The sequence below is a fragment of the Kineothrix sp. IPX-CK genome, from assembly GCF_039134705.1.
GTDB lineage: Bacteria > Bacillota > Clostridia > Lachnospirales > Lachnospiraceae > Kineothrix > Kineothrix sedimenti.
Genome location: NZ_CP146256.1, coordinates 1,018,251 through 1,034,534 on the forward strand (window position 1 = coordinate 1,018,251; position 16,284 = coordinate 1,034,534).

The 16,284-nt window shown below is 41.9% G+C and carries 13 protein-coding genes; all 13 read left to right on the forward strand.

What is annotated here, in order from left to right:
- Positions 1-2 precede the first annotated feature (2 nt).
- The 13 genes from V6984_RS04820 (at position 3) to V6984_RS04880 (ending at position 16,283) form a co-directional block, all read left to right on the forward strand.
- Positions 3-1,586, forward strand: coding sequence for a hypothetical protein (locus tag V6984_RS04820; RefSeq protein ID WP_342758664.1), 1,584 nt, complete (start codon positions 3-5; stop codon positions 1,584-1,586).
- Positions 1,587-1,699: 113 nt separating this feature from the next.
- Positions 1,700-3,043: an SH3 domain-containing protein gene (locus V6984_RS04825; RefSeq protein ID WP_342758665.1), complete on the forward strand. Its 1,344-nt coding sequence runs from the start codon at positions 1,700-1,702 to the stop codon at positions 3,041-3,043.
- Between the two features lie 483 nt (positions 3,044-3,526).
- On the forward strand, positions 3,527-4,054 hold the full coding sequence (gene hpf, locus V6984_RS04830; protein ID WP_342758666.1) for a ribosome hibernation-promoting factor, HPF/YfiA family: 528 nt from the start codon (positions 3,527-3,529) through the stop codon (positions 4,052-4,054).
- Positions 4,055-4,077: 23 nt separating this feature from the next.
- Positions 4,078-5,100, forward strand: coding sequence for a glycosyltransferase family 10 domain-containing protein (locus V6984_RS04835; RefSeq protein ID WP_342758667.1), 1,023 nt, complete (start codon positions 4,078-4,080; stop codon positions 5,098-5,100).
- Between the two features lie 68 nt (positions 5,101-5,168).
- Positions 5,169-6,278: a M23 family metallopeptidase gene (locus tag V6984_RS04840; protein WP_342758668.1), complete on the forward strand. Its 1,110-nt coding sequence runs from the start codon at positions 5,169-5,171 to the stop codon at positions 6,276-6,278.
- Positions 6,279-6,802: 524 nt separating this feature from the next.
- Positions 6,803-6,961, forward strand: a complete 159-nt coding sequence (locus V6984_RS04845; protein ID WP_342758669.1) for a hypothetical protein — start codon at positions 6,803-6,805, stop codon at positions 6,959-6,961.
- A 356-nt stretch (positions 6,962-7,317) separates the two neighbouring features.
- Positions 7,318-8,619: a hypothetical protein gene (locus tag V6984_RS04850; RefSeq protein WP_342758670.1), complete on the forward strand. Its 1,302-nt coding sequence runs from the start codon at positions 7,318-7,320 to the stop codon at positions 8,617-8,619.
- Between the two features lie 139 nt (positions 8,620-8,758).
- The gene (locus tag V6984_RS04855) at positions 8,759-9,796 is read left to right on the forward strand and encodes a LacI family DNA-binding transcriptional regulator (RefSeq protein WP_342758671.1); all 1,038 of its coding nucleotides are present in this window, start codon (positions 8,759-8,761) and stop codon (positions 9,794-9,796) included.
- A gap of 81 nt (positions 9,797-9,877) precedes the next feature.
- Entirely contained in the window at positions 9,878-11,938 is a 2,061-nt protein-coding gene (locus V6984_RS04860) for a methyl-accepting chemotaxis protein (RefSeq protein ID WP_342758672.1), read from the forward strand.
- 19 nt (positions 11,939-11,957) lie between these two features.
- Positions 11,958-12,956 carry a LacI family DNA-binding transcriptional regulator gene (locus V6984_RS04865; protein WP_342758673.1) on the forward strand — a complete coding sequence of 333 codons (999 nt, stop codon included), beginning with the start codon at positions 11,958-11,960 and terminating at the stop codon, positions 12,954-12,956.
- Positions 12,957-13,215: 259 nt separating this feature from the next.
- Positions 13,216-14,589, forward strand: a complete 1,374-nt coding sequence (locus V6984_RS04870) for an ABC transporter substrate-binding protein (RefSeq protein ID WP_342758674.1) — start codon at positions 13,216-13,218, stop codon at positions 14,587-14,589.
- A gap of 51 nt (positions 14,590-14,640) precedes the next feature.
- On the forward strand, positions 14,641-15,360 hold the full coding sequence (locus V6984_RS04875; protein WP_342758675.1) for a sulfite exporter TauE/SafE family protein: 720 nt from the start codon (positions 14,641-14,643) through the stop codon (positions 15,358-15,360).
- Positions 15,361-15,398: 38 nt separating this feature from the next.
- Positions 15,399-16,283, forward strand: a complete 885-nt coding sequence (locus V6984_RS04880; protein WP_342758676.1) for a sugar ABC transporter permease — start codon at positions 15,399-15,401, stop codon at positions 16,281-16,283.
- Position 16,284 lies beyond the last annotated feature (1 nt).

The following is a 16,284-nucleotide window of genomic DNA, read 5'->3' on the forward strand; positions in this document are numbered from 1 at the left end:
AGATGAAAAAGCTGGAGAAAGTTACTTTGCAAGAAAAATTGAATCTGAGCTGGGAGGAACTGTTTTTTTATTTGTTTTTTTCTACCATGCTGTTTACAAAGGGACTCGGACTGATCGAGGGACAGTTCCTGTTTAATCTGGGTATACTGACGGGAGCGGGCTGTTTTGTGATAAAAGTAATTCTTACCAAATATTCTCCGGCAGAATATTTCGTTTCAGCGTTGTTGGGAATGCTCAGTATCATAGCTTATTTGAATTCGGGAGAAAAAGGAATACTCTTTTTATTTATGCTTCTGCTTGGAATGAAGAATATATCCGTAAAGAAGGTTTTTAAACTGGGGTTGTGTATATGGACCATTACGTTCTGGGGGCTGATACTCATCCATCTTTTTGGCTTGAGCAACGATTTGATTCTTGCTCATAACAAGCTGGGACTTGGACATATACTGCGTTACAGTCTTGGCTTTCCTCATCCGAATGTACTTCAGGTTTCATATGTTATCTTTATGATGCTCTTTTTCTATGTATTTCAGCCCAAGGGAAAATGGACATGGATAACCGCCGGACTTTTGTTTATTGGTGATTGTTATATTTTTCTTTATTCCATCAGTTACACGGGATTTATCCTATCGGGTGTTTATTTGATTGCCAGGTGCTATTTGGTGACAAGAAAGAGAATTACCAGATTCGAAAGCTTTTGCATACAGCTTGTGCTGCCCTTTTGTTCGCTGATTTCTATTGCAGGCCCTGTGGTTTTTACCGGAAAGCTATTTGATATTTTTAATAAAGTACTTAATACCCGGTTCAATTTATCCAGATATTTTCTGACTCATCAGGAAATCACTTTATTCGGAAGCTCTTTGGCAGAGGCACCGAAGAATTATGTGATAGACTGCTCTTATGTGAGCTGCCTGCTTCTTTACGGCATCTTTTTGTTCGCATTTCTTATGGCGGCATATTTCGTCATGATACGCCGGTTTTTAAAAGAGGATAGAAGAGAGGAATTGGCTATTATTATAGGTATTCTCGTCGCAGGAGCCTCAGAGCCCTTTTTGTTCAACACTTCCTTCAAAAATATATCCATCATATTCATGGGAAGTTTACTGTTTCAGATGCTGGAAGAGAGAAAGGGCGAAAAATTATTATTTGCGCCCGGTTATAGCATAGCGGAGAAATCACTTCTCGCCTTTGTACGATGCAAACAAGCCGGAACACGATTTATGGCTTCATGCCTTGAGGAGCTTAAGAAAAATGTGGTGAAGTGGTCTATAATCAGCATTTTGATCGGAATTCTGACCAGCGGGATCTACGCGGTGAACTGGAACAGACCCTCGGCAATCTACATGCCCACCAGCCAGAGCGATGAAGTGGAGCAGGAACCGGTGTTTATCGATAAGGAGAAGCTGCCGGCAGATTTTGACGGATGGATATTACAAAATAATGACAAAGAGATTCCGATGGCGAAGTTTACAGGGAATATGATTACCGTTGAATATGTGCGGGTTATTGTCAGTAGTTTTACTATTGTATACATTTTTTGTATGATTATGATAACCGCCGTATTTGGAATAAGAAAAAATTGGTAAATGTATCCTATCGTTGACAAAGTATTACAAAGGTGTTATATTATTTTACAGATGTAATAAATTTGTAATAAATTAAGTACTAGCGTTAACAATTAACGGAGGATATTTCTTGTATGAGACATAAGAACGTGAAAATTGTAATATGTGCAGTAACAGCAGTTCTTACATTTTCAAGTATTGACATAAAGACAAACGCGGCGACGGGAATTTCTTCTGTATTGCCGTCTGCAGGAATCGATTATACCTTGGCTTCCAATGCAACTTCTTTGAAAAATATTAAGGATGAAGCGAATACGCAGATGACTCAGAGCACAAATAGTGCCGGTGTATCGGGAAATACATCGAATAACAGCACCCAGGCTTCTGTTTCCGCAGGAAGCACGAATACAACATCCGTAACGGGAAGTGGAGAGACTGTTTCCGGAGATACTTCGAAAGCAGCGGAAAAGACCATTGAAGAGACGAAGGTGGTCGACGCATCTACCGTAGATGAAAGCGTGTTGAAGAGCGTAGAGAAGAAGCTGGACAAGAAGGATGAAGAGGAAGGTTTTAAGAGCCTTGTTATTGCAAAAGTAAATGATTATGTAAATGTAAGAAATACCCCGAGTGAGGATGGAGAAATCGTTGGAAAGCTTTATGATAAATCGGTAGGAACATTTATTTCGGAGACCGACGGCTGGTATCAAATCAATTCCGGCTCTGTGACAGGTTATGTGAAAAGTGAATATTGCGTGACAGGCGAGAATGCCATCACACTTGCAAAGGAAGTAGGAACGAGAATTGCAACGGTTACAACCACGACCCTGAAAGTACGTGAGCAGCCCGGAATGGATGCGACGGTACTCGGCCTGATACCGATTGAAGATCAATTGATCGTAACGGAAGAAATGGATGATTGGGTAAAGGTGAACATAGAAGAAGGCGATGGTTATGTTTCTACAGATTACATAACGCTTTCGACGGAATTCGTCAAGGCAGAGTCAAAGGAAGAAGAAGCTGCCAGACTTGCTAAGGAAGAAGCGGAGAGAAAAGCAGCACAAGCTGCGGCAGCAAGAGCTACTCAGTCGAGCTCTTCCAAGCAGACGATTACATATGCTTCCAGCGGCGGAAGCGCAATGGGACGTTCCGTAGCGGATTATGCACTTCAATTTGTGGGCAATCCATATGTATATGGTGGAACGAGCCTTACGAACGGAGCAGATTGCTCAGGATTTGTTATGAGTGTTTATGCGAACTTCGGCGTTGGTCTGCCTCATTCTTCGTCGGCAGATAGAAGCGTGGGATCGGCAGTAAACGGATTGGAAAATGCACAGCCGGGTGATCTCGTATGTTATTCCGGACATGTGGCGTTATATATTGGAAACGGTCAGATTGTACATGCCTCTACCTCTAAAACAGGCATCATCGTATCCAATGCTAACTATAGAACACCTCTTTCTGTTAGAAGAATTTTTTAATCGGAGAAATAATAGGACAAACCGGGCGGATGCTTTCTGGCATTCGCCTTTTTGATTATCTTCATCCGAATTGCAAGAGCCGTTTGAGTGGGGAAAACCGGAGGGAATTCAAAATCATCTTGACAATTTGCGACTTGTACAAGATTCACAAAGAACAAAATAACAATACAAAATACACTTAATAAAGTTTTGAAGTTATCCACATAGGAAAGTGCCTAAAAATAGGCATTTGGCAGTTATACACGAAGTTATACACATTATCCACATGTTTTGGGAGTAAAAGAGGGAAGGAAATTATGGTAACCTTTAGAACGCATGTTTTGTATAGTTCTGATAAAAATGTCTTTTTTATCGGAAAATGTCGAAAGTGGTATTGACTTTACAAAAGTCTTGAAGCTAAAACAAAATCTCTAATTTGTTGCACAAGGTCATTGGAATATGGTATAATGCTTGTACAATAATCCAATGAAAGGGATGAGTGATATGAAGTTTATTATAGCAGGTAAGAATATCGATGTTACTGAAGGTTTAAGGACAGCGGTAGAGGATAAGATAGGTAAACTGGAGAAATATTTCAATCCGGAGACCGAAGTACACGTAACGTTGAGCGTAGAAAAGGAAAGGCAAAAGATAGAAGTAACGATACCGGTAAAAGGAAGTATCATTCGCTCGGAACAGGTAAGCAACGATATGTATGTTTCTATCGACCTGGTAGAAGAGATTATCGAAAGACAGTTAAAGAAGTACAAGAATAAGCTGGTAGACCAGAAGCAGTCTGTAAGCTTTTTCAAACAAGAATTCATAGAGAAGGATTATATGGATGAAGAGGAAATCAAGATCATCCGTACCAAAAAATTTGACATCAAGCCGATGTATCCGGAAGACGCATGTATTCAAATGGAGCTTTTGGGACATAATTTCTTCGTATTCTGCAATGCGGAGACCGATCAGGTAAACGTAGTGTACAAGAGAAAAGGCAATACTTATGGTCTGATCGAGCCCGAATTATAGAAGGGTAAGGGGGCTGTGTGAAATTGGATGAGCTATCATCGGTGGACACGGCTCCTTTTTATTTTGGAGGAAGAATGGATATGGGCGTATACCGGAAGGTGAGGAATAAGGTTGTTTCAATAAGGGAGAATTCAAAGATTTATAAGCCGTATTATAATCATGCTGCGGGTATCAGCTCTAAGCAGCCCCCCATTTTTAATGAGAGCGGACAGCCTATGGAGCTGTTTTTTATTAGAGATATGCATACCGCCCATAATCCATACGGCAATGTAGGAAAGCATTTCTTGTGGGACCGCTATAACTGGGGACTGGACACGCACTTTTATACGCACCGTGCCATGCTTGAGACTATGGGAAAGCCGCTAAGAAAGTATGGAATGCTGGGAGAATCCAGAGCGATTGTGCCGAAGGACTATCTTATGTTTAAGAAGCATAAGGGGCTTGAGCGTGAATTCGATGCCATATTTACTTATGATGAGAGGCTGTTAGATTCTCTGCAAAATGCTAAATATTACCCGATATGCGCGGAGGTGTGGTATGGGCGGAGTAATCCGGAAATCATACACTGTAATGCGTATGCTGAGAAGGATAAAAATATATCCATTCTTTGTTCCGACAAGCAAATGTGTGAGCTCCATAAAGTACGGGCGGAAATTGCGCGCTGCTGTAAAAGAAACCGGCTGGCGGACGTGATGGGTACTCTTGACGGAGGCGAATATGTGTCCATCGATGACAGCTTGAGGAACTACCGATATTCCTTTGCCATTGAAAATGAACTGTCGGACTATTTTTTTACGGAAAGGATCACCAGCTGCTTTGCCGCCCAGACCATTCCCATTTACCTTGGAGCGCGCAAGATAGACAGCTATTTTAATAAGGACGGAATTATAGAAATATCGTTAAAGGATATCGATAATATAGAAGCTGTTATAAAGAAATGTACAAAAGAAGAATACGATCGGAGGCTTCCTGCCATTCTGGACAATTATGAAAGAGTGCAAAGTTACTTCAATATGCAGGATTACCTATACGAAAAATTGCTGTAATTCAGGAGCGGGGAATAGAACCCCGCTCTTTTTCATATATTTCTATGAGGTATACCGGATGGTGAAATATGCAGTATCTGAAAAAAATAAAAAGGGCGGTAATTATAGAGTGTATTCTTCTTAGCTGTTTTGGAATCGTCTGGACAGCAGGATTTCTAAGAGACGGTTTTTCGGAGGAGGAAGATCAGGCGATAGAGCTGGAAGTATTCGCGGAAAAGAAGTATATCAAATGGGTGGATTTCAATATATCTTATGAGGCCCTGTGTGAAGCTTATAAGTGGGATGTGGACACGTATAAGGAGAACCTGGAGGATAAGGAAGCGGTGCATCTAAACTGGATCGAGCTGCTGGCCTATGCGGGAGCTAAGAATGGAGGAAAGTTTCCCAAGGGAAGCGTATCGGAGATAAGCAAGGCTGCACAGAAAATCACTTCCAAGGATACGACGATGAGGGAACTGACGAAGGATATGGAATATTACGCTTATTATCTGGAAGCTTATACCGCTGTGCTGGGTGGCTTCGTAGGGGAATATGAGATACAAAAGCCAATGGAGGACGGGACGGTAAAATGGCAGTCGTGTTACGGCTTAAAAGCCTTTTCCCCCGTGGCGAAAGGCTTTGCCTATAACGATTATGACGATTTCGGAACTTCCAGAAGCTACGGATATTCCAGGCCTCATCTCGGCCATGACATGATGGGACAGGTGGGAACGCCCATTATTGCCATCGAATCCGGCTACGTGGAGGCCATCGGCTGGAACCAGTACGGCGGATGGCGTCTGGGAATCCGCAGCTTTGACGGGAAGAGATATTATTACTATGCTCATCTGCGGCAGAACTTCCCCTATTTCAAGGAGTTAGAGGAGGGCAGCGTGGTTACTGCCGGACAGGTGATCGGATACATGGGACATACGGGCTACAGCACGAAGGAGAACGTGAACAATATCGAAGTAACCCATCTTCACTGGGGATTACAGCTTATTTTTGACGAGTCTCAGAAAGAGGGAAATAACGAGATATGGATCGATTGCTATAGTTTGACCAGATTTTTATATAAGAATCGCTCGGAGACTGTGAAAAATACGGAGACAAAAGAGTGGTACCGGGTATATGATATGAAGGATCCGGCCGTGACGGAATACAATAGCAAAGTAAATATAAAAAAGCCGGGAAAATAAGGATAAAAAATTTCTGATATATATTTTGTTATTCTTCCATGACTATAATTTAAATATGCTGTAGTTTGCTTTGAACAAATTATTTACCGTTAAAATCATTTCCGTAAAATAAGGTGACAAATAATAAGTAATATAAAAATATATTCGTGGAAGGTACATATGTCTGCGGGTGTATTTTTGTTGAATTTTATGAACTATAATAAATGTTAATGTATTATGCATTATTACATTATCCAATTGCTATTACGAGCTTAAGACTGTTACATTTGTATCGGCTGGCATTAATATGAAAATAATGGGGATATCTAATAGAAAAAAACAAAGCAGAAAAGATTGTTTTGATGAAGGATAAACTCTAAAAACAGAAAAGGAAAGACGATTAAAACAATAATTAAAATACATAATAGATATTTAATGGTTAATTCCGATGATTATATTGTTGCGATAAACAAATATATGTTCCGCATTATGGCTAACATGTGTAATAAAATAATTAGTAAATTTTAAAGCAGAAGAAAATTATTATGCAAAAAAGACTGTGGAAAGTACGTATACATAGTTACGGAGATGGAAGCGTTGTCTCTCCGGTAATTGGGGAGAATGGAAAATGGCATATTGGAAACGATGATATTATGATAAGAACAGAAGAAATTGACGAAAAGGTTGGAGAAACGGGACTGTAGGACCTTTCAAGTCCAACACTAAGTTGGTCGTAAAGCTAACTACAAAAGTTACGAATAAAGCCTTCGACATTGTAATGTGAAAAGTTGCGGATGACAAAATTACTAATACTAACTATATAGTTGCTTTTTTAATATGTAGAAGATTTTGTATAAGTTTTATATTTGTGCAAACTAAAATTAGGAATAACCATAAAACAAGCATCTTTTTAATTAGTTATTTTGTTTATGCTATTCGTATGATATACTTTTTAAAAGATAGTGTTATTTTGAAACTTTCTATTTATTAAGATAATTAGAAAATAAAAAAGTTTTGATTTTATTCTGAAGAGTGAGTACGGAGGATAAAGCTGAATATTATGAAAAAAATGAGTGTTTTTATTAGATTGATAGAATTGGTTATCTGCATTATAGCGGGTACATTGTTGATTTTAGCGGTTTATATTTTACCAACGGCAAGCATGAAAGAAAACGTAGCTAGGTCTAGTTCTGTTTTTGACTATGAAGGAATATATCCACAGTTGGCTAATGGATATAAGTATACTCAATTGGATAATTACACAGACAGTATTATGTTAGGGGCAGCTATTTATGGAGAAGGAGGAAGTCTCCTTGATGAAGCAATGAATAATTATCATATTGATTGTGATGATTTATCTCCAACACTAGCGTTAACTAACTATGCCAATAATGCAGATTTCGATTATTATGCTGTTAGTTATGCAAGGTACTGGCATGGATATTTAGTTCCTCTAAAAATTTTTCTTCTTTTTTTTGAATATACGGATTTTAGAGTTTTTAACTTTATAATGCAGAGCATTTTAATATGTATAATAGTATCGTTATTTTATAAAAATAATATTCAGAAAAATTTATTGGCGTTTGGAAGCGCCCTGATTGTTTTGAATCCATTAACAGCTGCATTATCGCTGCAGTACTCTTCGATATATTATATAATTTTACTATCATCCATTTATTTATTATATATATATTATAAAAGACAACATTTAGAATTTTCACATTTTTGTACATTATTATTTTTTACGGGAGTAATTACTAGCTATTTGGATCTTCTTACATATCCTCTTTCCTCATTTGGAATATTAATGACATTGTATATAATTTTAAATAACCGTATAAATTCTAAAAAGCATTATGTTAATGATTTTATGAAAGGACTTATAACTTGGGGGTGCGGCTATTTCGGTATGTGGATGGGGAAATGGAGCGTTGGAAGTCTTTTATTACAAAGTAATATATTTTCAGATGCGCTTAATCAGGCAATGTTTAGGACATCTTCAAGTGTTGGCGTAGTGGAAAACACAAGTCGTATGGATGCAATAATAAAAAATTTTGGAGTATTAATGAAGTGGCCTTTTGTAGGAATGGGGATTATGATATGCCTATATTTTATTAAGGATTTGACGTTTAAGAAAAATAGGATAAGTAATATATTTATAAATGAAATTTCAACCATAGTGGCTTTCCTTCTTATATCTGTGTTACCTATTATGTGGTTTTTGGTTTTTGCAAACCATTCCCAAGAACATTATTGGTTTACATATAAAATTTTGAGTATTTCATGTTTCTCATTATTAAGTTTGCTTATATTTATAAAGGAAAAGTATGTGAATGACAAGCAATATACAATAGGGGAATAAGGATAAAAAAGTCGCAAACAGTGGATGATTTAACTAATTTACGTGGGCGTTTCTTAGTGAATTGGCACATTGACGAAGCCGGAGCCAGTTGATAATATGAACATATGGCATTTTTGACATCATTGATGAGAAAGACAGTGTGGCGGAGAGTGTGGGCTTAGCGAAGAGAGACGAAGTTACTGAGAAATTAACAATTAAAGATGTGGCGGAAAGTCTTGGTGTCAGCGAGAGTACCGTATCCAGAGCCATCTCCGGAAAGGGAAGAATCGGTGAGGCTACGAGAAGAAGAGTGTTCGACTACATTGAGGAGCATAATTATATGCCGGGCATTGGCTCAAATGGACTGATTTCCGGCAGGACCCGCAACATTTGCTGGGTGATGCCCGGAGACTGTAATGTGGTGGAGATTCCCTTTTTTCAACAGTGTATGACGGGACTTTTAGAAGTGACGGAGACCTTCGGCTATAATCTCTTGGTTACATCCAGCAGCCAGAACGACATTTCTCATCTGAAGAATCTTGTTGGCAACCGTAAGGCGGACGGCATCGTGTTGGCGAGGACGAATGTGGATGATTTGGCCATCGATTTCCTTAAAGGAAAGAAAGTTCCCTTTCTTGCGATCGGAAGCTACGACGACGAGAATGTTCTGCGCGTGGATCACGACCACAAGGCGGCGTGCAAGGAGTTCACCTCCATGTTGATCCTTAAGGGCTGTGAGAAAATAGGTCTCATAGGAGGCAATAAAAGGCTTATTGTCAATCTGAGCCGTTATGCAGGCTACGAGGAGGCGATGGTGCAGGCGGGAAGAAGTGCCGACCAGGGTCTGGTTTATATGGACGTAGAGAACTATGTGGCGGCGGAGATCGCGGTAGAAGAACTGCTTCGAAAGAGGGTGGATTGCCTTCTGTGTACGGATGACTCCATCTGTCTCTATGTGCTTAATAAGCTGAATAAGGAAAATGTCGAAGTTCCTCACAACGTAAAGGTAGGTTCTTTTTATGACAGCAGCCTTTTGGAGAATCGTATACCCGCAATAAGTTCTATCGATTTCGATGCCTGCGAGCTAGGAAGGAATGCCGGGAAAATATTAATCGATTATATGGAGGGCAAGGAGGTCAATACGAACAATCTGTTCGGATATGAGATCCGCCTGAAGGAATCGACCAAGGATTATTGAAATCTATCATTTTAGATTTGGTGTTTGCGCAGTTGCCTGTTCATGTTAATGGAATGATCGAATAACATGAAGAGGTGGAATATGGTGAAATCTAAACGTGTAAGAAATAAATGGAAGAAGAATCTGTTCTCGACCATACGGTTCAAGCTGGCGGGTTCTTACTGTTTGTTAATAGGATTTATTATTATAGCAGGGGTGGCGGCGTACACCTCTGCTTCTGGTGCTATAAAAGTGAATTATAAAACATTTACCCTGCAATCGCTGGACATGCTGGGAGAATATCTGGAATTTGGATTCGATACGGTAAGTGGTGCGGCGGTGGAATATTTGTCGGATACCAATGTGACGGACTATCTGACCGGAGGCATGGTAGCGAAGAAGGCAGACCAATCCACTTATTATACAGACAAGAAGTCGGAGATTACCACGAAGGTAACTGCCGACACTTTTTTACAGAGTATCTATCTTTTCTCGGATAGTGTTCCCTCCTTATCTACGAATAAGAAATCTACTTTAAATATGTTCTCGGAGTATACGCAGTCCGAGCAGGGAAAAGCCTTGCTGGAAGACGCCCAGACCTATTACTGGTTCGGCAAGCCTTCTATCATTGACGAAACTTTAAATGTCGACAGCAATAATTATGCGATTCGCATGGTGAAAGCTTTTTACCGGAAGGAAGCCTTTCTCGCCATGGATATCGATAAGCAGGCGGTCACCGACATCCTGAACAAAATACAGATGGGAGAGAGTTGCAGAATCGCCTTTGTAACAGGAGATGGAGTAGAGATTTCCGGGAACGGAAGCAGAGAAACGTGTTTTTACGGTACCGATTTCTATGAGCGGGCCAAGGCTGAGGAGGAAAGCCTGGGAACGATGGAGAACGTGTCTCTTGAGGGAAGGGAATATTTGTTTCTATACCGCAAAGTAGCGGATACCGGGGCAATGGTATGCATGCTGATTCCCGAGTCGGAGATTACGGGACAGGTGGAGGATATCAAGTATCTGACTTTTTTTGTCATATTGGCATCCGTCCTCATTGCGCTTTTGATAGGCGGTGGAATCGCAGTGGGAATTAGCCGGGCTATTAAATATTTTATCGATAAGATGGAAATCATTACCAGAGGAGACATTTCTATTCGTCTGCACACGAATCGGAAGGATGAGTTCGGAACGCTGGCGAAGCATATGAATCACATGCTGGAAAGTATGAACGGGCTGATGGGTCATGTGAAAGCTGTGAGCCTTGAGGCAGCGCAGTCCGCACAGAATGTTGTAAAGTCCTCGGAGACTATTTCGGAATCTGCAGCTTATATATCGGCCGCCATAGGTCAGATAGAGCAAGGACTGTTCGAACAGGCTAGCGATACGAAGAACGGCGTGGAGAAGCTGGAGAGTCTGGCGAAACATATTGGAATTGTAGATACGGAAACTATGGAAATCAGGGAGATCGCCGGAGAAACGACCTTTGCCATCGGAGACAGCATCGACAGAATGCACATTCTGAGGGAAAAGACAGAGGAAACCTCTGCGATAACCCAAAAAGTCATAGAGTCCATCGATGAGCTGAGAGTGAAATCAGGTCTGATAGGCGGCATCGTGGATACCATAGACAGCATTTCGGAAGAAACCACACTGCTGTCCTTAAATGCTGCCATCGAGGCGGTCAGAGCAGGTGCGGCGGGAAGGGGTTTTGCCATCGTGGCGGATTCTATCAAGAAGCTGGCAGACCAGTCTTTGACGGCAGCAAGCCAGATCAGAAGCATTGTGGATGAGATAAAAGAAGAAACAGTGCGTACGGTAAATGCGGCAAACGATGCGGGTGAGGTCATTAGCTATCAGGAAATTGCGGTAGAGGATATGCGCGATTCTTTTAATGGTATGAAGGGGCAGGTGGAGGCCCTGGTGAAGAAGGTGGAAGCCATTGTGCTGAGCATCGAAAGGATGCGCACGGAAAAGGAAGAATCGGTGAATAAGATGGAACACATCTCGGAGGTGACAGCGGAGGCCTTTGAATCGATAACAGCGGCAAATGGAAAGACGAAGAACCAGGTGCAGATCGTGGAAGAGCTTTCTACGCTTTCAGAAAAAATGCTTTATCAGGTAGAGCAGTTAGAAGCAGCGTTGGGAGAATTTCAAGTGTAAGGGGTAGGAATGGAGTGCTATGGACGGTAAGAAAAAGATAAATTATGTAGAAATGGCAAAGAAGCTGGGGGTTTCCAGAACTACCGTCTCCCGCGCCATGTCGGGGAAAGGGAGAATCGGAGAAGATACGCGAAAGATGATACGGGATTATGCGGTGAATGTCTGCGGCTATTCGGAGCTATCCTCTGAAGAAAAGAAGGGCAGGACAAATAATATCGCACTTGTCATCCCCAATAACTGGAGGATCATCGACCTTCCGTTTTTCCAGCGCTGTATGATCGGAATAACAGAAATTGCCATGGTCAATGATTATGATACCATTATTGTAATGACTGGGGACAGAGATATCGGAAGCCTGGAGCGAATCGTGAACAGCAGGAAGGTGGACGGCTTTGTACTGGCGAGAACCTATGTGGATGATGTGTTCGTGAAATATTTAAAGGGAGTGAACATGCCTTTTGTGACCTTAGGAAGCATTGATGATCCGGAAGTGGTACAGATAGATAACGACCACGAGGAGGCTTGCCGGGATATGGTATCCACTATGGTTTTAAAGGGGATGCGCAAAATTGCGATGATTGGAAACAACCGAAGCCATATTGTCACCAATGCCAGATTCAATGGCTATTGCTCAGGTCTGGAGGACAACCGCATCGGAGTAAATCCCGACTACGTATTCCTGGATGTGCACAATAAGCTGAAAGCGGAGAAAATCGTGGACGAAATTATAATGAAAAAAATAGATGGAATCCTATGTATGGACGATACGCTGTGCCGGTGGATTCTTACCAAGCTACGCCGCGAGCACATTCGGGTACCGGGGCAGATAAAAGTCGCCTCCTGCTACGACAGCGAGGTGCTGGAGGATTATACGCCCTCTGTCACCTCCATCCGATTCGATGCTATCGAACTCGGCAGTGTTGCCTGCAAGGTTCTGTTAGATTTGATCAACGGGAATAAAGTGGATGTAAGGACGCTGTTAGGTTATGAAATCATCTTCAGGGAATCTACCAAGTGATGGGAAATCGATAGTATGCCATAGTCCCAAAGGTGCGCACGAATGAAAAATAAGGTGCGCAAAATTGCGCAAAAAAGAGTTGAAAAGGATTTGAAAAATGTGCAAATAGATGAAAAATAAAACGCAACAAAAGTATATTCTGTCAATAGACAACAATGAGAGATTTTAGTATGATATTTTCAGAACAAGCAATTGCGCAAACGAGAGCAACGTTCTGAAGAATAATAACAGTTGATACAATCATTTGGGAGGAAAGAGAATGAAGAAAAAATTAGTAAGCACCGTTTTAGCGGCTGCATTAACGGTTTCCCTATTAGCGGGCTGCGGCGGAGGTGCCGAGACGGCGAGCCAGACCACAGGAACCGATGAAACAACTACGGAAGCAGCTTCTGCTGCGGAAACATCAGAGGACGAGGCGCAGGCTGATACCGGAGCTGCCGGAGAAGAGAAGCTGACCGTATGGTGCTGGGATCCGGCATTCAACATCAACGCGATGAACAAAGCGGCTGAGGTTTATCAAAAAGATCATCCGAACTTCGTACTGGAAGTAGTAGAAACACCCTGGGAGGATGTTCAGACGAAACTGACCACGGCGGCTACCTCAGGAAACCTCGAAACGCTGCCGGATATCCTCTTAATGCAGGATGCGGCATTCCAGAAGAACGTAATCAGTTATCCCGATGCATTTACAGATCTTACGGGCAAGTTGGATTACAGCCAGTTCTCAGCAGGTAAGGTAGGCTTTTCTACGGTAGACGGCAAGAACTACGGTGTACCCTTCGACAACGGTGCGGTTATCGCTTCTTACAGAACAGATTTGCTGGAGCAGGCAGGGTACACAATTTCCGATTTTGAAAATATCACATGGTCGGATTTCATCGAAAAAGGAAAAGTTGTTCTTGGGAAAACCGGAAAACCAATGCTCTCCTGTGTAGGCGGTGAATCCGATATCATCGTTATGATGCTTCAGTCCGCAGGCGGCAGCTTCTTCGGAGACGACGGCTCCGCGCAGTTGGTTGATAACGCCATTTTGGAAGAGGTTATGAGCACCTATGCGGAACTGGTTAAGAGCGGTGTCCTCGTAGAAGTGAACGACTGGGATTCCTATATCGGAACCCTTAACAGCGGAGCAGTTGCAGGAACCATGGCCGGATGCTGGATTATGGCTTCTATTCAGGCGGCTGACGATCAGGCCGGCAACTGGGGAATAACGAACATGCCTAAATTAGATAACGCAACGACAGCTACCAATTATGCAAACCAGGGCGGTTCCAGCTGGGCAATCACATCCAACTGCAAAAACATAGATCTTGCGGCTGACTTCATGGGTGCTACCTTCGGCGGAAGCGTGGAATTCTATGAATCCATTTTGAATACAGGTGCAATCGCATGCTACTTGCCGGCAGGCGACAGCGATATGTACGGTGCATCCAACGATTTCTTCGGCGGAGAAGCAGTATATGCGAAAATCATCGATTTTGCGGGACAGATTCCTGCCTGCAACACGGGCGTTTATTTCTATGAAGCACGTGATGCCGTAGCGACAGCAATTACAAATATCGTATCCGGCGCGGATGTTGCCGGTGAGCTTCAGGTGGCTCAGGATACCGTAAATTTTGCAATGGGACAATAAACTTAAGAAAGAAGGGGAGCGGCCCTCGGGTCGTTCCCTATCAATTACATTATGGACTATTTAATGATAATCGCGGCCTTGCTCGCCTTTTTCGTAAAAGGGATAAGCGGCTTTGCGAATACGCTGGTATTCACCACCATAACCGGTTTTGGATACAACAATGTGAATATTACCCCGGTAGAGCTTATTTTAGGGTATCCGACCAATCTTGTCATCGCATGGAAGGAAAGGAGGAATACGGATTATAAAATATGGCTTCTTCCGGCGCTTCTCGTATGCTTGGGAAGCATTCCCGGAATGCTTTTTTTAAAAAGCGGAAATGCGCAGTATATAAAAATATTCTTCGGGATCATCGTTATAGGCCTCGGAGTGGAGATGTTGTTTCGGGAATATAAAATCAAGCAGAGAAAATCCTCAAAACTGGTGCTCTTCATTATTGGGGCGCTTTCCGGACTGCTTAGCGGCTTATATGGAGTCGGTGCTCTATTGGCCGCATATATGAGCAGGACAACTAAGGACAGCAGCTCCTTTAGGGGAAATATCTGCGTTGTATTTATCGTTGAAAATACGTTCCGAATTATTGTATACATAATTTTAGGGATTATTAATAAAGAGATTTTTGTAAAAGCCGTTTTGCTGATTCCTTTTATGGCGCTTGGACTGGCAGGAGGAATGCTTAGTTCAAAGTTCATGCCGGAGAAAACAGGAAAGATGTTAGTGATCATTATGCTGATCATTTCCGGAGCGGTATTGGTTATAAATAATATTTAAACAGAGGCTGCATAGCTAACGGAGAGAGGAGGAGGCAAATGAAGAAAAAACTGACTTTGGGACAGAAGCACAATCTCACAGGCTGGACATTCCTTATGCCTGCGGCGGTACTGATTGTTGCAATGAGTTTCGTGCCGATGGTCCAGGCGCTCATTTTGTCTTTTAAAACCGGCATAGGCAATAACATGACCTATACGGGAATAACCAACTACACACGGATGTTTAAGGATGCAGTCTTTATGCAATCCTTAAAAAACAATTTTTTCTATCTTATCATACAAGTACCGATCATGCTAATCACGGCACTGGTGCTGGCATCCATGTTAAACAACAAGGATTTAAAATTTAAGGGGTTTTTCCGCACGGCGATTTTCCTTCCCTGTGCGACCTCGCTGGTGTCCTATGCAATTATATTCCGCTCCCTGTTCGCGGTGGATGGGTTCGTGAATAATGTTCTGATTAACCTCGGAATCTTACATACAGGCTACAATTTCCTGGGCCATCCCTTCAGTGCGAAAATTATCATTATCGTAGCTCTCGTATGGAGGTGGACCGGCTATAATATGGTATTTTATCTGGCAGGATTACAGAATATCGAATATTCAGTATATGAAGCCGCCAAAATAGACGGGGCATCGCCCTTTCAAAGCTTTCGAAAGATTACCGTTCCGCTGTTAAAGCCTACCATTCTACTGACGGCTATTATGTCAACCAACGGTACCTTGCAGCTTTTCGATGAATCGATGAACTTGACCAATGGAGGACCGGCAAATGCAACCATAACGATGTCACACTATATTTACAACATTTCCTTTAAGTATGTTCCTAACTTCGGATATGCGGCGGCGATGTCGTACATGATTTTGATATTGGTAGCAGTACTGGCCTTCATACAGATGAAAGTAGGTGATAAGCGTGACTAGT